Origin of the sequence: Lactonifactor longoviformis (assembly GCF_042848515.1) — a bacterium.
In the GTDB taxonomy this organism is placed as follows: domain Bacteria; phylum Bacillota; class Clostridia; order Lachnospirales; family Lachnospiraceae; genus Lactonifactor; species Lactonifactor longoviformis.
Genome location: NZ_AP031453.1, coordinates 148,509 through 167,528, shown reverse-complemented (window position 1 = coordinate 167,528; position 19,020 = coordinate 148,509). Strand labels below are relative to the sequence as shown.

General features: G+C 45.6%; 16 protein-coding genes. 1 reads left to right on the top strand and 15 read right to left on the bottom strand.

Going from position 1 to position 19,020, the window contains the following annotated elements:
* Position 1 precedes the first annotated feature (1 nt).
* From ACGHCT_RS00750 to ACGHCT_RS00710, 9 genes are all read right to left on the bottom strand, one after another.
* On the bottom strand, positions 2-694 hold the full coding sequence (locus ACGHCT_RS00750; protein ID WP_390437612.1) for a hypothetical protein: 693 nt from the start codon (positions 692-694) through the stop codon (positions 2-4).
* Between the two features lie 15 nt (positions 695-709).
* Complete coding sequence (leuD, locus tag ACGHCT_RS00745) at positions 710-1,210, bottom strand: 3-isopropylmalate dehydratase small subunit (protein WP_390437610.1); 501 nt, start codon at positions 1,208-1,210, stop codon at positions 710-712.
* A gap of 13 nt (positions 1,211-1,223) precedes the next feature.
* Positions 1,224-2,483 carry a 3-isopropylmalate dehydratase large subunit gene (locus ACGHCT_RS00740; protein ID WP_390437608.1) on the bottom strand — a complete coding sequence of 420 codons (1,260 nt, stop codon included), beginning with the start codon at positions 2,481-2,483 and terminating at the stop codon, positions 1,224-1,226.
* A 23-nt stretch (positions 2,484-2,506) separates the two neighbouring features.
* The gene (locus ACGHCT_RS00735; protein ID WP_390437605.1) at positions 2,507-3,655 is read right to left on the bottom strand and encodes a 2-methylaconitate cis-trans isomerase PrpF family protein; all 1,149 of its coding nucleotides are present in this window, start codon (positions 3,653-3,655) and stop codon (positions 2,507-2,509) included.
* A 46-nt stretch (positions 3,656-3,701) separates the two neighbouring features.
* Positions 3,702-5,123 carry an aldehyde dehydrogenase family protein gene (locus tag ACGHCT_RS00730; protein ID WP_390437603.1) on the bottom strand — a complete coding sequence of 474 codons (1,422 nt, stop codon included), beginning with the start codon at positions 5,121-5,123 and terminating at the stop codon, positions 3,702-3,704.
* Positions 5,124-5,215: 92 nt separating this feature from the next.
* Complete coding sequence (gene iolN, locus ACGHCT_RS00725) at positions 5,216-6,319, bottom strand: 3-dehydro-scyllo-inosose hydrolase (RefSeq protein ID WP_390437602.1); 1,104 nt, start codon at positions 6,317-6,319, stop codon at positions 5,216-5,218.
* 42 nt (positions 6,320-6,361) lie between these two features.
* A complete protein-coding gene (locus tag ACGHCT_RS00720) occupies positions 6,362-7,438 on the bottom strand; it encodes a zinc-binding dehydrogenase (protein WP_390437601.1) in 1,077 nt (358 codons plus the stop codon).
* Between the two features lie 13 nt (positions 7,439-7,451).
* The gene (locus tag ACGHCT_RS00715; protein ID WP_390437599.1) at positions 7,452-8,417 is read right to left on the bottom strand and encodes a transketolase family protein; all 966 of its coding nucleotides are present in this window, start codon (positions 8,415-8,417) and stop codon (positions 7,452-7,454) included.
* 2 nt (positions 8,418-8,419) lie between these two features.
* Positions 8,420-9,346 carry a transketolase gene (locus tag ACGHCT_RS00710; RefSeq protein ID WP_390437598.1) on the bottom strand — a complete coding sequence of 309 codons (927 nt, stop codon included), beginning with the start codon at positions 9,344-9,346 and terminating at the stop codon, positions 8,420-8,422.
* Positions 9,347-9,829: 483 nt separating this feature from the next.
* Here ACGHCT_RS00710 and ACGHCT_RS00705 point away from each other — a divergent pair, with 483 nt between their 5' ends.
* The gene (locus tag ACGHCT_RS00705) at positions 9,830-10,660 is read left to right on the top strand and encodes a sugar phosphate isomerase/epimerase family protein (protein WP_390437597.1); all 831 of its coding nucleotides are present in this window, start codon (positions 9,830-9,832) and stop codon (positions 10,658-10,660) included.
* Between the two features lie 71 nt (positions 10,661-10,731).
* Here the strand turns inward: ACGHCT_RS00705 and ACGHCT_RS00700 are convergent, their stop codons facing one another.
* From ACGHCT_RS00700 to ACGHCT_RS00675, 6 genes are all read right to left on the bottom strand, one after another.
* Entirely contained in the window at positions 10,732-11,853 is a 1,122-nt protein-coding gene (locus ACGHCT_RS00700; protein ID WP_390437596.1) for a Gfo/Idh/MocA family protein, read from the bottom strand.
* A gap of 78 nt (positions 11,854-11,931) precedes the next feature.
* On the bottom strand, positions 11,932-13,119 hold the full coding sequence (iolM, locus tag ACGHCT_RS00695; RefSeq protein WP_390437595.1) for a scyllo-inosose 3-dehydrogenase: 1,188 nt from the start codon (positions 13,117-13,119) through the stop codon (positions 11,932-11,934).
* Between the two features lie 157 nt (positions 13,120-13,276).
* Entirely contained in the window at positions 13,277-15,283 is a 2,007-nt protein-coding gene (locus ACGHCT_RS00690) for an FAD-dependent oxidoreductase (RefSeq protein WP_390437594.1), read from the bottom strand.
* A gap of 14 nt (positions 15,284-15,297) precedes the next feature.
* On the bottom strand, positions 15,298-16,206 hold the full coding sequence (locus tag ACGHCT_RS00685) for a hydroxymethylglutaryl-CoA lyase (RefSeq protein ID WP_390437593.1): 909 nt from the start codon (positions 16,204-16,206) through the stop codon (positions 15,298-15,300).
* A 2-nt stretch (positions 16,207-16,208) separates the two neighbouring features.
* Positions 16,209-17,411, bottom strand: coding sequence for a CaiB/BaiF CoA transferase family protein (locus tag ACGHCT_RS00680; protein WP_390437592.1), 1,203 nt, complete (start codon positions 17,409-17,411; stop codon positions 16,209-16,211).
* 448 nt (positions 17,412-17,859) lie between these two features.
* A complete protein-coding gene (locus ACGHCT_RS00675; protein WP_390437590.1) occupies positions 17,860-18,942 on the bottom strand; it encodes a substrate-binding domain-containing protein in 1,083 nt (360 codons plus the stop codon).
* Positions 18,943-19,020: the final 78 nt, after the last annotated feature.

Here is a 19,020-nt window from a genome sequence, read left to right as displayed (position 1 = left end):
GCTACTCCTTTCTGGGATCGATCGTACGGACAGCTTCGTCAAATCGTCCATAGGTACCTCTGGCACGCTCAAGTGCCTGATTCGCATCCTCACCGCTTTTGATATATTCCATCATTTTGCCTATATTTATATATTCATAACCAATAATGCGGGATTTTTCATCCAACCCCACCCTGGTCACATATCCCTCCGTTGCCTCAAGGTAACGAGGCCCCTTTTCCAAAGTGCCATACCCGGTGCCCACCTGCGTCTTGGCCCCGGCTCCAAGATCCTCCATAGCCGCCCCAACAGCAAGCCCACCTTTGGAAAAGGCTGTCTGTGTGCGGCCGTAGGCCATATTAAGAAAATATTCTCTCATGGCAACATTTATGGCATCGCATACAAGATCCGTATTTAATGCCTCTAAAAGTGTTCTGCCGGGAAGAATCTCAGCTGCCATAAGGGCAGACTGCGTCATACCGGAGCATCCCACTACCTCAACAAGAGCCTCATGAATGATGCCTTTTTTTACGTTCAAGGTAAGCTTACATGCTCCCTGCTTCATGGCACAGGTACCAACGCTATGGCTTAGTCCGTTTATCTGGTCAATCTGCTTAACCTGATCATACCCGCCATCCTGAGGAATCGGTGCCGGACCACTTCCCTTTGTCCGACAGACACAACACATATTTTCATATTCCTTTGTACACTGCATTGTCATCCCTCCCTTTTATTCATTTTGGTTTTCTCTGTTTCTTTTTAAATATTCGAACATTCCGCCTGCCTGAATAATCGCAAGAATATGTTCAGGAAGCTTCCCGCAAAAATAACTCTCACCTCTGGTTAAATTGTCTATCCTTCCATTTATGATATCAATCTTAAGTTCATCCCCATCCCCTATCCGGTCTGTATCCTCACATTCAATAGCAGGAATTCCTACGTTAATACAATTTCGATAGAAGATTCTAGCAAAAGATTTTGCAATTACGCAGGAAATCCCCAGATATTTCAAGGTAAGGGGCGAGGTCTCTCTGCTGGAGCCGGAGCCCAGATTATTTTCTGCAACAAAAATATCCCCTTTTTTGGTCCTTTTAGAAAAGTCAGGATCTACTGCACTCATAGCATATGCTGCTGCCTCTTCAATGGAAAGCTCCATATATTGAGGAGGAGAAATGATATCTGTATTAATATTATCTCCATACTTTAAAGCATTTCCGTTTAATATTTTCATCCCTCTCCACCTCCTACATAATCTCTCTGGGATCCGTAATCCTTCCCATAACAGCACTTGCGGCTACTGTCAGCGGTGAGCCCAGATATATCTTTCCTTCCTTGCTGCCCATTCTCCCGATAAAATTACGATTGCTCGATGAGATACAGTTTTCACCGGAGGCGATCAATCCGCTGTGCAGTCCTACGCACACACCACAGGTAGGTGCAAGGATCACAGCGCCTGCTTCAGACAATATTTTTAAATATCCCGCCTCATCAGCAGTTCTCCAGATCCCATTGGATGCCGGAGAAACCAGCATTCTAAGACCTTTGGCTATTCTTTTCCCCTTTAAAAGCTCTGCTGCCTGTCTGATATCATTCAGACGCCCCCCTGTACAGGATCCAAGATAGGCCTGATGAATAACGGTATCCCTTACATTTTCCGCATCTGTCACCTGGTCGACGCCATGGGGACAGGCAACCTGTGGTTTCAGATCTTCCGCCTGATAGCTGTACTCCTCACAGAACACGGCATCTGCATCACTTTTATATACCGGATAATCTATAATTCCCTGCTTTTCTAAATATTCCTTCGTCACCTCATCTGTGGGCATTAAACCAACCTTCGCCCCCATCTCCACCGCCATATTAGTAATCGCCATACGCTCATCCATGGATAAACCATGGATCGTATCACCCACGTATTCCACAGCCTTGTAGGTTGCGCCCGCATGGCCGATATTTCCAATGGTTTTTAAGGACATATCCTTTGCCATAACGCCAGCCGGAATCTTACCGCTCCATGTAACCTTAATGGTCTGGGGTACTTTCAGCCAGGTCTGACCGGTAGCCAGGACACCCAGCATTTCTGTAGAGCCTACCCCTGTTGCAAATGCCCCAAGGGCTCCTCCCATACAGGTATGGGAATCCGTACCAAGAACAATGCTTCCCGGAATTACATTACCGGTTTCTGCCATAACCTGATGGCATGGCCCTGCGAATTCAAAGTATTTTTCAACGCCATATTCTTTCGCCCAATCACGGGTGAACTTTACAATTTCTGCCTGTTTAATGCTGGCTGGCGGAGTATAATGGTCTGATATAATCACAACCTTATCAGGATCCCATATCTTATCTCCAAGGTACTTGATCTTTTCACTAATCTCTACGCGCGGACCCAGAATATCATCCATCATAGCCCGGTCAACCTTTGCCCAAACAATTTCACCTGCTGTGACACCTTCACAGCCAGAGGCTTTAGCAAGAATTTTTTCTGATATTGTTTTTCCCATTATTTTCCCTCCAGCCCTTTCATCTATAACTTAGGAATATAAACATAGCCTTCCATGATTTTTCTGGCTGTACGATAAAAAGCCAATTTATCTACAACAACCTTTTCTTCTTCTAAATGACAAATACTTTCCACATCCATAATCCCAGCCGGATGTCCGATATGTACCACTGTCTGTTTATCTGCGCTGCGGCGGAGCTTCTGATAGGGTATACTGCCCGGAACCCGGATAGCTGCTGCTGTACAGACAGCTCCCGTTCCCGGATATGTTTTGTGCATCTTCTGCATGAATAAAAGCCGGGATACCAAGTCTGCCTGTTCAGCTTCTATGGCTTCGCCAGTAGGTGTGGTATACGCCTGCGGATCGCTTACAATTGCAAAAAATGGGGCATAAGGACTGTTGGCCGTGACCTCCTCAGGCGTACTTCCCATTCCGATCATCACTGCCGCCCGGCTTCTGATGTCCTCTATCCGCTTAAGTAATGCCTCATCCCCGTCAATGGCTGCTGCGGATTCATTTCCCTGAAGCCCAAGGCTTTCTGCCGCTATAAATACCAGCGGATTTCCGGCATCAATAATCGAAACCGGGTAGGACTTTTCTCCCACTGTGATCATATCCACTACATTGCCTGTAGGAATGAGCTTTCCTGTGGCGGAACCGGCAGTGGTAGAGAAATCCATAGTAATTTTCGCCCCAGTTCCAGGAACGCCGTCGATATGAAAATCTCCCCTTGTAAGTGCCTTGCCGTCCCTGACCGGAACCTCCGCCTTGAGTATCCTGTCTGTATTGGTCTGATAGATACGGACAGTGGTCACAGGTTCTACTGCCTTTACTAAGCCTGCGTCAATGGCAAAGGGCCCGACACCGGAAGAAATGTTTCCGCAGTTTCCTCCGTAATCCACAATGTCCTTATCGATACCCACCTGGGCGAACGTATAATCCACATCTGCGTCCTCCCGCGCGGAGGGTCCCACAATGGCCAGCTTGCTTGTCAGCGTATCAGCCCCGCCAAGCCCGTCGATCTGCCTGGGATCCGGGCTTCCAAAGATAGCCTGGATCACCTTTTTCCGAAGTGTTTCTTCTTTCGGAAGTTCATTCTCCAATATGTAAATTCCCTTGCTGGTACCGCCCCGGAGGATAGTACAGCGTATTTCACTTAAATCACTATGCATAGCAAGCTCCTTATCCTAAATACTTATTTCCGCTTCTGCGTATACATCAGTTCTTCATTGCATCTCCAAAGATTTCCTCGTCACTTGGCTGACGGGATGGAATGGCAGTAGCTACCCAGGTATTATTCAGAAAATGCTTCAGCGTGATATTCTCGGAAACAATGTTTCCGCCCCAGGTACCGCAGCCCAGTGAGCCGGTAAACGGCATACCATTCGTCCAGGAACCGCCGTTTGCGCCGCTCTGTGCCTGATTAATCATAACACGGGTGGTATGTGTATTTAATGCAAGCTGCATTGCATGCTCGTCATTTGTGGTCTGGATGCCGCAGGAATGACCTGCACCCATATAATCATGAATTCCATTGACAATATCAATTGCTTCCTGGAATTCGCCGTATCTAAACACAGTAAGAACTACACATAGCTTCTCTCCTGAGAACGGATGTTCAAAGCCATAGCCATCCTCTTCTACCAGAATCATTGTTGTATCATCACTAACCCCTTCGATACCGGCAATCTCTGCAATACGCTTTGCAGGCTGAGTCACGATATCACGGTTCAGCTGATGATTATCAGGCCACTCCGGCCACAGAGCCTTGCGCATCCTGGGGTAATCTTCCTTTTTCGTCAGGACAGCGCCCTCTGCCTTCAGACATTCCATAAACTCATCATAGATGCTGTCCTGAACGACGATAGAGTTATCGCAGGAGCACCCGGAAGCATAATCAAATACTTTACTTGTATGTACATTTTTTGCAGCCTGTTTCAGATCTGCTGTCTCATCAATGACAACCACTGCATTGCCTACCCCTACACCATAGGCAGGAGTGCCTGACGAATATGCCGATTTCACCATTCCGGCGCCCCCTGTTGCGATTACAAGATCCACCTGGTTCATCAGCTCTTTGCTCTTAGTCATCGTGGGGTTTTCAATACAAATTGCCAAATCCTCCGGCGCACCGTTTTTCTTAAGGACACTCCGGATAATATCTGTTACCATAAGCGTAGTCTTCTGGCTTCTGGGGTGGGGGGAGAATACCACCGCATCTCTTGCCTTTACGGCAAGCATCGCCTGTGTTGCAGGGCAGAGCTCCGGCTGAGTCGTGGGGATCAGAGATCCTATCACACCTACCGGTTTGCCAAGTCTGCGAATGCCAAGCTCCTTATTTTCTTCAATGATTCCAACGGATTTCAGCGGGTTGATATCATTTAAGACACCTCGTACCTTGACGAATAACTTATTCTGCTTTGCTTCCAGAGTACCCATACGGGTCTCCTCCAGACAAAACTCTGCGATCTTTGTGACAGTCTCCGGCTGCACCAGTGCCCAGCCAATCTCACGGGTAAGCTTATCCACATATTCTTGTGTGAAGCCCTCTGCAACTTTCTGCGCAGCATGTGCACGCTTCACCAGTCCTGTAATATATTCAATATCTTGTTTTATTTGTTCCTCTGTCTGCATTGCCATTTTTCATACCTTCTTTTCACACTTTTTGATTTTATTTTTCCACCCGCCCAATAAATGGCGCGGGTGGAGCTATATGGTAATATTTTTTATATTTAGAAAATACCAATACGGGGAATCTCATGCAGAGATTTCCAGCCCTCACTTAATGGCTCCTTCAGATATGGTGCAACCTCTTCATCTGTGCGGAAGGTAATTGCACTTGCCGGCGGAACCTTTCCTGCCGGATATGCCTTCAGAATTTCATCCACCATAAGCGTCAGATAGCGGCAGATTGCTGCAACAGGTCTCTTTGCCTTTTCTGCTGTTCCCCTGGAAGGATAACCCACAACTCCTTCAGGAGTTCCCAGTCTTTCTATGGTTGTATGTCCAACGCCCTCAGACCATGCATGGGGACGATGCAGTCCGTCCACAGAGTTGTCATAGAATCCCTGCATAAACAGCGGTTTTGACTGTGCATCTACACAAACGCTCATATCTACCATATCCGGGAACAGAAGGTTTGCCACTGCAGTCTCTGCTTCATCGGCATGTACAAAATGAGTTGTCATTGCATTTTCATGCTCCTCTACCGGATAGAAGAATTCACGGACTGCTCTGTGCCACTCTACAATAGTTACAAATGCAGGTACCTGGAAGCGGCGGTAGAATTCCTGTACAGCAGATTCCATGATCCATCTCTGTCCATGATTATTTACAAGGATGATTTTGCGGAAACCGTCATCCCAAAGACCGGCAATGGTGTAAACCAGAAGCTCGCGTACTGTTTCCTCCGGAATGATGCAGGTTCCGGGCATTCCGCCGTGATGATAGGGATGTCCGCCATAGTTCAGCGGCGGGAAGGCAAGAGATACTTCATATCCCTTCTTTGCCGTGTAGCGGCGCACACCTTCACAGATCTGGGATACCATAAAGGTATCAAGACCGCTTGGGTTATGAATTCCATGGTTCTCTGTACAGCCGCATGGAACAAGTACAATATCATTTTTGCGTCTCTTCTCGATCATTTTGTTGCGGGAAGTGTTCTGAATGTAGCAGCCAGCCTTGCCGAATTCTGACGGGCTTGGCAGCTCATACTCCTCAAGGATCTTGTCAATCTCTTCTGTGGATGCGTCCCAAAGCTCCTTTTTCATTTTTCCTACAACGGTATCCTCAAAAAATACTGCCGGGTTTTCTGTATAAATCCATTTATCTGCCATTTTTATATTCCTCCTGTTTTTTAATTTTCTGGCAATTCATGTTTAGGCCTCTGCCGCCTCATCATCCATGGTAATCATGATCTTAATTGCTCTGTCCTTGTGCTCAATGGCCTCATCAAAGGCCTCCTGAATCTTCTCCAGGGGATAATATCCGGTAACAAATTTACTGTAATCAATATCTTTCTTCACACGATTCATAAACTTGATCGTCTTTGTAAAGAACCACGGCTGGCCTGCGCTTCCCTGAAGGTTCAGCCCCTTCCAGATCGCTTTGCCGATCTCGATAGGAATACGGCGGCCGATAGAATGTCCAATAAAGCGGATGCGTGCATGAGGCTTTGCAATATCAACTGTCATTCCTACGCAGGCATCTGTTCCCGTACACTCTACAATGAAGGAAGCTCCCTGTCCTTCCGTCTCCTCCATAACCACTTTTTCCACATCTTCATTGAATGGATCAATGGCACGATCCACGCCAATTACTTCGAGGGCAAGATTCCGCCGGAATTCTACCGGGTCGACAATCATGACCTTTGCTCCTGCTGCCTTGCAGATAGTAGCTGCAAAGAGTCCGATAGGACCTGCTCCAAAGATTACGCAGTCATCTGTTCTCGCCACAAAGCCGTCACGTCCATAGATACTGTAGTAGGCAACGGAACATGGCTCCACAAGTGCTCCCTCTACATAACTCATGGTGTTCGGTACCTTGTAGCAGAACTGCTCTTCTCCTACCAGATATTGTCCCATACCGCCGGGCGCTGTGGGCATAAATCCAACCTCATTCCAGTTGGTGCAGTAGGAGTTGTTGATTCCTTCTTTACAGATATCACAGCGATTACATGAATTTGCACACTCACCGGTTACACGGTCACCCACTTTCAGAGAGATTACATCTGACCCAATGGCGATAACATCTCCGCACCATTCATGGCCCGGTGTATAAGGCCCAAGGTCATAGCGCCCCTCTGCGGATTCTCCAAGATAACAGTGCACATCACTTCCGCAGATACCTGAAGCGCGAACTTTTACAAGGATTTGGGTAGGCTTCAGTTCCGGAACCTCAACGGTTTCCAGTCTCAGGTCTTTCGGCCCATACATAAAAGCGTCTAAAGATTTCATTTTTCATCCTCCATTACTTATTTTTGTTTATATTATTTAAGGCTTTTTCCACCTTATTTGCCACAGCCTCCCTGGTCAGCCCGTTTGCCTCAAGTTGATATGCCAACGTTGCTGTCATGCCGAAGCAGTCCCGCAGACCAATTCTTTCTAATTTAGTATTAATGCCATTGCCTGCCATAACCTCTGCCACTGCAGATCCTAATCCCCCGATTACACTGTGATTCTCTACGGTGACTACAGCTTTGCTATGGGATGCATATGCTTTTACAGTTTCTTCATCTATTGGCTTGATGGAAGGCATATTGATCACTGCCGCGCAAATTCCTTTTTCCTCCAAAAGTGCAGCCGCATCCATTGCAATAGCCACTGTAATTCCACAGGCGATTAATACTGCGTCTGTTCCTTCCTTAATAACCCTTGCCTTTCCAAGTTCAAATTCCGGAACATCATCATATACATGGTGCAGATACATTTTCGGCTGTCTGAAATAAACAGGGCCCTCATATTCTGCCACATATCTGGTAATTGCCTCCAACTCATATGTATCTGCGGCCTCTACCACTGCCATTCCGGGAAAACTCCTCATAATGGCTACATCCTCTACACCAATGTGTGTACCGCCATTTTTCTCTGCGGTAAGGCCTGCATATAACCCGCATACCTTCACGTTTGCTTTGTTGTAGCAGACTGCGATGCTTACCTGATCACAGGCGCGCTTCGTTGCAAAGTTGGCAAATGAACTGGAAAACACATTTTTACCGCATAAAGCCATACCTGCTGATGCCGCCATACAGTTCTGTTCCGCAATGCCGAAATTGATATGCCGCTTTGGAAATTCCTTTGAAAATGCCTTTGTGCCAAAGCATCGCATCAAGTCTGTATCCCCAACTACAATATTGGGATATTGATGTCCCAGTTCAACGATCAGCTTTCCAAATATTTCTTTGCTGATAAGAGAACGTTCTTTTGCCTCTGCCATAATCAAACACTCTCCTTTCCAGTAAGTTGTGCCAGTTCTTCCTCATTAAGAAACAAAATTGAATCCTCAATGTTGTCAAACCCATAGAGCCGATAGGCTGCCGCAATCTCTTCCAACGCCTGAGCGCCTTCCTCTTTTGTCATCTTACGGCTGTGCCAGTCTGCCTCGTTCTCCATAAAGGATACTCCCTTGCCCTTAACGGTAGCAGCAATAATCACAGAAGGCTTATCCTTTACCTGCCCAGCCTCTTCAAATGCATGGGCAAGTTCCTCCAGGCTATGACCGCTGCAGACTACTGCATTCCATCCAAAGGCCTCCCATTTTGCCTTTTGATCACCCAACGGCATAATGTCATCACTAAATCCGTCAATCTGCAGCCCATTGTTATCCACTATCACCTTAAGATTATCCAACTTGTATTTTGCCGCCGACATGGCAGCCTCCCAGATTTCACCGGACTGACACTCTCCATCGCCAAGCACACAATATACATCATAAGACGCATCATCCATTTTCCCTGCCATAGCCATACCCACTGCCATTGACATCCCCTGTCCAAGTGCCCCCGTGGAAGCATCTACCCCAGGTGTCAGCTTACGGTTACAGTGCTTCGGCAGCATACTGTTATTTTTGTCAAATACCCTGAGGGTCTCCTTTGGATAGTAGCCCAGATCCGCCAGAATTACATACTGTGTTGGGCTTGCGTGTCCCTTTGACATTACAAAACGGTCTCTTTCAGGATCCTGAGGATTTTTGGGATCTAACTTTTTTAGAACCCCTCCATAATAAAGAACCGACAGAATTTCAACCGAAGACAGGGAGCCCCCCGGATGACCCGAGCCCGCATAATCCATCATGGCAACAAGGTTATAACGAAGCTCCTCTGTTTTCTTCCGCAGGAATTTAAAATCTAAATCCTTTTCAGCCATATCAAACGCTCCTCTCGTAAATATATTTATACTTTATTTTTAGTATCCCTTTGTTTCTTTTTATGACTCTATCATACCCTGATTGCCTCCTCCGTTCTATAATTATAAAATGCAATTAAATAACAATATTGCTATTATTGGTTTGAAATCTCTATTCCTGCCCGTCCTAAAAAGCCTTATAATCTAATTTTTTATTTGTTTTACGGTATCTGCTGCAACAATATAACAATATTCCCTATTTCATAACTATATTGACAAACCAGAAAATTCTTCAGTCTCGTTAATTTGAAACAGCCAGACACACAAAAGCAGGCGGCGGCATTCCTGTACAGAAAATATTGATAGCTATCATTGTTTAATTTGAAATCAATATTGTTATATATTTGCAGATTTTATCTATTGTAATTTAAATAAAATACCATATAATCAGAACTATATATTGTAATATTGTTGAAGTTCTATTTAATAAAAAAGGAGGTAATTATGAAGGTTAAATATGGTGCTCTGGATTTTGCCCTTCCCGGGCTTCTCGTAGATAATGTCCGAATCGCCCACGCGATCGGATTGGAAGGCCTTGAATTGAGTTTGAGAAGTATAGAGGGACGTGCCTTCCTTCTTGAACAGAAAAGATTCCGCGACTATTACATGGAAGAGGGGGAGAAATACGGAATCACCTATCCCTCTATCGCTGTATGTGAAACGGATGTTTACGGCATGCGCCATAAATTCAACTCACCAAAGGGCAGGAAAGTACGGGATATTATTGATTTAGCCGTTGACGTTGCCCAGGATATGAAAATGCAGATGATTATGCTCCCAAGCTTTAATGACAGCTATATCTCCACAGAAGAGGATATGGAGCATACGGCGGAAGCACTGATCTACGCCTGCAGACAGGCAGCCAGGTATGGAATCACTATAACCACTGAAAACCTTCTTCCCATTGGGCGTAATCTGAAGCTGTTTGAGCTTGTAGATCAGCCTAATTTTTCCTGCCTCTACGATTCCCAGAACTATAGGGTATGGGAAGGCTGGCATTGTCCAACTATGCTCCGGCAGTTAGCGGATCATAATATCCTTTATCCCGAGATCCATGTAAAGGATGGGATGGGTCATCAGGACAGCAGTGCACTTTTGGGTCAGGGGGATACAGACTTTTACGGCACTATGGATGTTTTAAAGGAAATCGATTATCAGGGCTGGCTCCATCTGGAAAACTTCTATGACCGCCAGCCTCTATGCCATGGATGTACAGATTTTATTGAGACTGCAAAAAAAGATTTGGAAATTCTAAAAACTGCTGTTGAAGCATAACCCACAAAAACTGACAGGCGATTGACGGATATCTCCACAATCGCCTGTCAGTTTTAAAATTATATCGCTTTTTATTGAATTTCCTCAACAGAAACCCACCGATTTTCTTTTTGGGAGGTAACAATTGCCTCTAATACACGCTGCGCATAAGCACCTTCCTCGAAGCTTGGAGACGGCTGATAATTCCCCTCTACTGCTTTCAGGAATTCATACCACTGATTCTCCCCGGTATGCTCCCAGCCAAGGAGATGTCCTGCCGGCCACCAATACTTCACATAGGGATGCTCCTTTTCTGTCACAAGAATCGTTCTCCAGCCAGATAACTCGCCATCCTTATCAGAGAATACCTGAAGTTCATTCAATCTTTCCAGTTCAAAGCGGACAGCTCCCTTCGTACCATTAACCTCAAACCACTGCTGATTGCGATGGCCTGCATGCGCACGGGTCGCCTCAAATACACCTATAATCCCGTTCTCAAATTTTGCCAGCCATATGGAATCGTCATCATTGGTCACCGGCACCATCTCTCCCCTGGAATTTGGACGCTCTGGAATCATTGTTCTGCATGTGCTCACTACGTCCGTAATCTCCCCAAGAAGGAAGTGAGACATATCCAGAATATGGATACCGTTCTGCTGCGGTCCCTCGCCGTCCATCTCTGCACTGTATTTCCAGCACATAGGCATACCCCAGAGACCCCAGTCATTCTGATAAAAGCCCTTGTAGCTTACGATTTCTCCAAGGTCACCGCTCTGAATGATCTTTTTCGCCAGCTGCACTGCAGGCACCATTCGGTAATTAAAGTTCACCATCCCCAGCACATTGTTTTCCTCAATGGCAGCCTTCATCTCCAGAGCCTCATGGTAGCTGCGGGCGATGGGTTTCTCCGTAAATACGTGCTTTCCATGCTTTGCAGCCTCAACACAGATATCTCTGTGAAGGAATCCGGGAACTGCAATGATCACTGCATCAATTTCCGGATCCGCACAGACCTTATGCCAGTCTGTTTCAACCTTCTCCCACCCGAACTGATCTGCCATTTCCTGTAACCCATCCGGACTGGATCCGCAGACAGTTTTCAGAACAGGCTTAATGTTCAAATCTGTATAAAATGAATTCATATTTCTCAGCGCAAGACTGTGTGCACGTCCCATCATTTTCTTTCCAATCAATCCAAATCTTATCTCTTTCATAATTTTTCCTCTTTAAAATCCCTTTCAATTTTTTCTCTTAATCTTTTTCCTTACCACTGAAGCCTTAGTTTAGATATATTACCAGTTAGGTGTTACGACAAACTTTCCGCCATCCGCCTTTGACGCCGCCCGGATTGCCTCAATTGCCTCATCCAAATGATAACATTTTGTTAAGTATTTGCTTGGGTCAACTCTGCCGGCTTCGATAAGCCGGATCACATTTGGCCAGGTTCCATGTCCGGAGCTTCCAATAGCAAAATGGTAATTCGCGCCCTTTTTCTGCATATAAACAGGGTGAAGAGAAACTTCATTGGGTGTAATGCCGATTTGGGCAATGGTTCCGCCGGCCATAAGCATATCTACTGCCTCCGGGATATTTTCGTATGGCTCGTGTGTTGCCTCCACCACCATAGCAGCCCCAACACCCTTGGTAATCTCCATAACCACATCGGATACCTTTTTTCCACTCTTCCAAATTTCAAAAGGATCCAGTGTAACCGTAGCTCCTACTTCCCTGGCAAGTCCCTGACGGGTTTTATTGGGATCAAATGCAATAATCTGTGCAGCTCCTGCAGTCTTCAGCAGAGATATTGCAGACAAACCGATAGGCCCGCATCCAAACACTGCCACATGTCCGCCCGGCTCAATGCCGCCGCCCCGGGTAAATACCCCGTTATATGCAACTGCCATTGGCTCGATCATGGCGGCAACCTCTAACGCCCTTTCCTTACTTCCATATACATCTACCAGACCATCCACCTTAAAACAAAGCTTTTCCTTTGCTACCAGATACTCTGCATATGCTCCATTCTCAGAAAATCCGATCTCCTCCAGGTTCTCGCACTGGTTAAACAGGCCTCTCCGGCAAGCGGTACACTCTCCGCACCAGTCCATAGTCTCTGCCACAACAAGATCCCCCGGCTTTAAGGTTTTTACGTTTTTCCCGACCGCTGCGATCTCTCCGGAAAATTCGTGTCCGATTACGCAGGGCAATTTGCAGTGTCCGGCATAATGACTGTAATTATCCTCATCTGCTCCCAGAAAATTTGTATCAGATCCGCATACAGCAGCTCCCCCAACCTTCAGAAGAACCTGATCATCTGCCGGTTCCGGCACCGGAAGCTCTGTCATTTCAAGAGTTGGATTATAAAAAATGTTAGAGCCAAGCAGTGCTCTCTGATCCTGTGATTCTCTTTCTGTGGGCGTATATCCGGGACGGGGCTTCCACTGTCCCCCGGCCATCAGCGCCTTCATTTTCTTAGCCATAAGAAACCTCCTTTGTTTTTGTCTTCTATGTATTACTTTTGATCTGTCCGTTTTGTTGTTCATTCGTTTTATTCTATAGTTATCATTTTAGCTTTGCCTATAACATAATACTATAATATTTTTGCTCATTTTTATGGCTATGTTGCTAAAATATTTCCTAAACTTCCAGTGCCTGCACATATGCCGTATATAATGCATCCTTTATTTTTCCTGCCCGGACAGCATCACCCACACGGTATACAGAATAGGGCTTATCTGCAAAACCATTCTCATAATTAGAACGAAGTCCACCTGCAAGGATCACGGTATCTGCCGGGAAAAATTTTTCTTTTTGCTCTGCCAGATGATATACACGCACACCCTCCTCGGTGATTTCCTCTACTCTGCATCCAGGATTCATACTCACGCCGTTTTCCTTCAGTGTGGCAAGTACAACGCCCTTGCAGAATACATCCATATCAGAACATATCTCCGGCAGCATTTCTACGATTGTAATTTCCTTTTCACTGGGCTCACAAACTTTCTGAAAATCATAAATCAATTCTCCCCCAAGCTTCTCTGCTCCCCTTACACTCAGTTCCACAGAACCACCGGAAAAATAATCTGCAGTTTCTGCACCAGAAGCACCGCCGCCCACGATTACAATGCGCCTTCCCACCTGAGCAGGATTTGTCAAAGCCTGAAAAGCATTAATCACATTCGGCCCGTCACTTCCTTTTATCCGCTGTACATAATGAGCGCCGGCAGCTAAAAATACTGCATCAGGATTCCATTCATCCAGACTCTCTTCCGTCACCTCTGTATTCAGCCGGACGTCAACACCGAGTGTATTCAGCTGGTCACGATACCAGTCCACAAGACGTCCTATCATTTCTTTATGAGGAGGCACCTTTGCCGCATTCAGAGTTCCGCCAAGTTCTTCACATTTATCCAGCAGAATAACCTCGTGGCCCCGAAGCCTGCTGACACGTGCGGCTTCCATTCCCGCCGGTCCTCCTCCTATTACAACCACTCGCTTTTTGTCTGATGCCTTTTCTATTTTATTGCTGGTACAAAACTCTGCTTCCCGCCCTGTCTCCGGATTAACTGCGCAGCAGATCCGGCGGTCATCATCCAAGTTATCCAGACAGAATTCGCAGGAAAGGCAATGCCGGATTGTATTTTCTTTTCCACTAAGAGCCTTATTCACATAATCCGGATCTGCAAGCATGGGGCGCCCAAGACAAATCAGATCTGCCCATTCATTTTCAAGGATTTCTTCTATATCCTCCGGCTCACGAATACCAACTGCTGTAAATACCGGTACTTTTACCGCCTTTTTAATGGCTGCGGAATAGGGAACTAAAAGCTTTTTCCCCTGTTCCAGGCAGTTTGGAGGTGTTGTCATAAGATATGCGGAGGGCTGGCCAGCAGAAATATCTATGGCATCCACTCCGTGAAGCTCTAATGCTTTTGCGAGTTTTACGCATTCCTCCATGTCACGTCCGCCGTTTATAAACTCATTTGCGCTATAACGGACAATAATCGGAAAGACCGGACCTACCTCGGCACGAACCAGATCAATAGTTTCCATAAGGAATCTGCATCGATTTTCAAAGGAGCCGCCGTATGCATCCTCCCTATGGTTAAACACCGGTGAAAGGAACTCTGCAAGCAGATACCCGTGGCAGGCATGTAAGGTCACACAATCCATCCCCGCCTGTTTTGCCAATTTTGCACTGTATGCGAACTGCTTTTGAATCTCCTTAATTCTGGAAATTGTAAGAATTGCACCAGGATCCTCTTTAAATTTTGAAATACCAGAGGGAGATTCCCTTGGAGGTATGGAGGCCTCACTGCCATAATGCACCAGTTCTACAGAAACCTTGGCACCATAGCGGTGCAGTTTTTCCACCATGGACGCCCAGGATGCTACATGCTTCCTGTCATAAAGAACCGCCTGCACAGGGTGATTCCTGGAGTTTTTATCAACGGTAGCTGCTTCAAGCACTATGAGGCCAACGCCGCCCTTTGCTCTGCGAATATAATATTCTTCCATATACGGGGTCACATAACCCTCTTCAGAAGTAAGATTTGTGTTCATTGGCGGTAATACAATTCTGTTTTTTACCGTTAGGCGGCCAATCTGGATAGGCTCCGCCATCTTATATTTTCTATTTTTCATATAATATCAACCTTTCAAAAATTAATACATGTACTGTTTTTTACCTTCAGCATTTTTCCTGTCACAAGGGCATCTACATTCGCCTGTACATAGGAAACAGTTTCTATCAGCTTCTCCAGATCAATTCCTGTCTCCACCCCCATCTGCTCAAACATATATACCGTATCCTCTGTAGCTGCATTTCCTTCTGATCCAGGGGCGAAAGGACATCCCCCCAAGCCCCCCACAGAGGTTTCAAAATTTGTAATTCCACATTCTGCCGCAACTGCCATATTAGCCAGTGCCATGCCTCTTGTATTATGCAGATGCAGAGCAATATTCAACTCCGGGAAGCCATCCTTCACCGCATTCAGAAGTCCGGAAACCTGCTTGGGATTTGCTATGCCAATGGTATCACAGAGTGTAACCTCTTGAATTCTCAGCTCCCTACACACTTTCAGCAGGCGGAAAACATTCTCAGGCGGAGTGGTCCCGCTGTACGGACATCCGAAGGCAGTTGCTATATCCACCCTCACATTCAGTTCCGGATGCTGTAAAACTAATTCCTTCAGGTTCTCCACAGACTCATCAATTGACCTGTTGACATTTGCTTTATTATGCGCTTCACTTGCTGAGACCACATACGCTACATTTCGGATACCGGCTTTAGAGGCATTTTCTGCGCCCCTGAGATTGGGCACAAGAGCCAGCGCTTCCAGATCCGGATATTTTTTTCTTACCTCCGCTGCAACTTTCGCAGCGTCTGCCATCTGGGGAATGGCCTTGGGATTTACAAAAGAGGTGATTTCGATCGCCTGAATACCGGCTGTCACAAGCCCGTCAATAATCTCCAATTTTTTATCTGTATCAATAAAGGTTCTTACATTCTGAAAGCCATCTCTTGGTCCTACATCTCTGATTCTGACTTTTTTCGGAAGTTTCATTATTACATCACTCCTTTTTCCTTATAATCTGCAATCTGCTCTGCACTCAAACCGATCCACGCTCCGTAAACTGCTTCATTGTCCTCTCCAAGCGCCGGTGCTGTCTTACGGTATGTAACCGGAGTTTCGGAAAGTTTAAGCTGAGATCCTGTCATTGTCATCTTACCCGCAACCGGATGTTCAATTTCCACAAACATTTCTCTGTTTTTCGTCTGTGGGTCTGCCACAACCTGAGAGATATCATTGATGGAGGCTGCCGGAACTCCGGCTTTTACCAGGATATCCACACACTCCGCAGTTGAATGTGAAGTTGTCCACTTGAGTATCTCCTCTCTGATATAAGGCCAATTCTGCAGTCTTTCCCTGTTGGAATGTGTCTTCTCATTATCTGCCAAATCTTCTCTGCCTATGGCTGCTGCCATAGCGCGCCACAGCTTATCATTTGCCGCACTGACCATAATATTGCCATCTGCTGTGGGATAACCATCGGTAGGATAATTTGACTCATAACGATTGCCGATTCGGGAAGGAAGTCTGCCTTCCACTAAATAATAGGTCTGTATCACCTGCATACTGGCAATTGCAGCATCCATAAGCGCAATATCCACCTTTTGTCCAATGCCCGTTTTTTCCTTATAATGAAGAGCACCAAGAATTGCAACCGCGGCAGATAAACCAGCAAGATAGTCTGCCATAGGAGTACCTATTCTTGTGGGTCCGCTTTCCGGAAATCCTGTGGTGCTCATAAGACCGCTGGTTGCCTGTCCAATAGCGTCATACCCCGGTCTCTGAGAATACGGACCGGTATGTCCATAGCCGGAAACGGCACCGTAGACAATGCCAGGGTTAATCTTCTTAATATCCTCGTAGCCAAAGCCTAAACGCTCCATAACTCCCGGTCTGTAATTTTCCACAACAACATCTGCCTTTTTCAGCATCTCTGTGAAGATCTTCTTTCCCTCCTCACTTTTCATATTAAGAGTTACACCTTTTTTATTCCGATTCATATTGATAAAATAGGCGCTTTCCCCTTTTTGAAAAGGACTGAACGCACGGCTGTCGTCCCCTTTTCCCGGTACCTCTACCTTAATTACTTCAGCTCCCATATCAGCCAGCATCATTGTGCAGGCGGGACCTGCCAGCACTCTGGTAAGGTCAAGAACCTTAACACCCTCAAGTGCCCCTGAAATTTTTTTATCCTCCATTTCTATTCTCCTTTATGGTTGTTTATCGTACTTTTTTGATGATATAAGTATATGATTTTCCTATTTTAAAAGCTATAATTTTATCCCTGACTTACATAACAATATTGCTTTTTATTAAGTTTGAATATATGATACAAATATCAGTACGCAAAAAAGCCGGACTGCTATACAGCCCGGCTTTTTTGTTATTAATTTTTAGGAGAAAATAACATTTTTAGTACCCATGTACCAAACATATTCTATCACAGGAAACAAAAATTTCAATAGGTATATTCCCAGATTATATAACCATATTATCGTGTTTCCTTATGTCCTGCTTCGAATCAGAAACTAATCAAAAAGTGCTAAGTCATAGTCTTAATACTATGGCTTAGCACCATTTTTAATTATTTACCGTTTAAAGCCAGATTTTATACCTTAGCGTCAGCACCTTACTATAATGATATTCTTAAAAATCATAATCATCAACGTTGTCTGTTGTAAATACCATAGGCTCGCCCAGGCAAATAATACCCTTTTCTTTATCAATTACCTCTTTTTTTCCATATTTTCCGCAATCGAGTTCACCAGACTCAAGAACTTCATCAATCTTTCCGTCTATCTGTGCTTTTACCATAGCGATAGTGCAATATCCCAGCTCATACGGATCCCATAAAACGCCTGAGAAACAAGTGCCGCTCTTCAGATAATCTGCATTAAGGCTTGGAACAAAAATGCCGGTAGCTTTAACTTCACCCGCCAGTGACAGCTGGTCAATCGCTTCACAAGCTCCCGCTAGCCCTGTTGCACACATCCCAAGAACAGCCTCTGTGTCTTTATGGGCCATAAGATAATTGTAAGTTAAATCCCTTGCCTCTGAAGTATCCTCGTTACACGGCAACACATCGACGAGTGTGACATCAGGGGCATTCTCTGCCAGCCAATTTTTACAGTGCTCCAACCAGGCACTCTGGTTTGGCGCAGTAAGCGTGGAGGTAATTACAAGTACATTACCAGAAGTAACACCCGATCTAACAATTTCTTCTCCCAGTTTAGTACCAACGCCCTCTTCTGTTGCCTGTGTCACCATACATTTACGTGCCTCAGGATTAATATCCGCATCCCAACTGGATGTGAGAATGCCCGCTTTTGCCGCCGCCTCCATAGCAGGAGTCAAGGCATCTGCATCATTAGCAGAAATGGTAATGGCATCATAGCCTTTCTGGGTCCACTGGTTAATGATATCCGTCTGTTCTGTGATATCACCCTGAACCGGCCCGTTAAAGTCAAGGGTATATCCAAATTCATCCGCCGCAACCTTAGCACCTTCTCCAATCGCAAGCATATGTCCGTCATTCATAAGTTTTGCACACATACCAACTGTGATATCTCCATCCGATGATAGGGTATCCGGCGTCTTCCCCTCTGTTTTCTCATCAGTTTCCGTAGTCGTAGTCTTAGCACTGTCATCCGATGACGGGCTGCCACATCCACCCAGTAATGATGCACACACAGTCGTTGCCAATAAAATACTCAGCATTTTTTTCTTCATTTTCTTTCCTCCTTAATAAATTAGGTTATTTACATTAATGCGTCCTATTTCGCGCATAAACGTTCCATTATGAGGCAA

What these genes read in the sequence shown, in the direction of transcription:
- ACGHCT_RS00750 (WP_390437612.1), bottom strand. Translation starts at nt 694, where the DNA reads ATGCAGTGTACAAAGGAATATGAAAATATGTGTTGTGTCTGTCGGACA.
- leuD (WP_390437610.1), bottom strand. Translation starts at nt 1,210, where the DNA reads ATGAAAATATTAAACGGAAATGCTTTAAAGTATGGAGATAATATTAAT.
- ACGHCT_RS00740 (WP_390437608.1), bottom strand. Translation starts at nt 2,483, where the DNA reads ATGGGAAAAACAATATCAGAAAAAATTCTTGCTAAAGCCTCTGGCTGT.
- ACGHCT_RS00735 (WP_390437605.1), bottom strand. Translation starts at nt 3,655, where the DNA reads ATGCATAGTGATTTAAGTGAAATACGCTGTACTATCCTCCGGGGCGGT.
- ACGHCT_RS00730 (WP_390437603.1), bottom strand. Translation starts at nt 5,123, where the DNA reads ATGGCAATGCAGACAGAGGAACAAATAAAACAAGATATTGAATATATT.
- iolN (WP_390437602.1), bottom strand. Translation starts at nt 6,319, where the DNA reads ATGGCAGATAAATGGATTTATACAGAAAACCCGGCAGTATTTTTTGAG.
- ACGHCT_RS00720 (WP_390437601.1), bottom strand. Translation starts at nt 7,438, where the DNA reads ATGAAATCTTTAGACGCTTTTATGTATGGGCCGAAAGACCTGAGACTG.
- ACGHCT_RS00715 (WP_390437599.1), bottom strand. Translation starts at nt 8,417, where the DNA reads ATGGCAGAGGCAAAAGAACGTTCTCTTATCAGCAAAGAAATATTTGGA.
- ACGHCT_RS00710 (WP_390437598.1), bottom strand. Translation starts at nt 9,346, where the DNA reads ATGGCTGAAAAGGATTTAGATTTTAAATTCCTGCGGAAGAAAACAGAG.
- ACGHCT_RS00705 (WP_390437597.1), top strand. Translation starts at nt 9,830, where the DNA reads ATGAAGGTTAAATATGGTGCTCTGGATTTTGCCCTTCCCGGGCTTCTC.
- ACGHCT_RS00700 (WP_390437596.1), bottom strand. Translation starts at nt 11,853, where the DNA reads ATGAAAGAGATAAGATTTGGATTGATTGGAAAGAAAATGATGGGACGT.
- iolM (WP_390437595.1), bottom strand. Translation starts at nt 13,119, where the DNA reads ATGGCTAAGAAAATGAAGGCGCTGATGGCCGGGGGACAGTGGAAGCCC.
- ACGHCT_RS00690 (WP_390437594.1), bottom strand. Translation starts at nt 15,283, where the DNA reads ATGAAAAATAGAAAATATAAGATGGCGGAGCCTATCCAGATTGGCCGC.
- ACGHCT_RS00685 (WP_390437593.1), bottom strand. Translation starts at nt 16,206, where the DNA reads ATGAAACTTCCGAAAAAAGTCAGAATCAGAGATGTAGGACCAAGAGAT.
- ACGHCT_RS00680 (WP_390437592.1), bottom strand. Translation starts at nt 17,411, where the DNA reads ATGGAGGATAAAAAAATTTCAGGGGCACTTGAGGGTGTTAAGGTTCTT.
- ACGHCT_RS00675 (WP_390437590.1), bottom strand. Translation starts at nt 18,942, where the DNA reads ATGAAGAAAAAAATGCTGAGTATTTTATTGGCAACGACTGTGTGTGCA.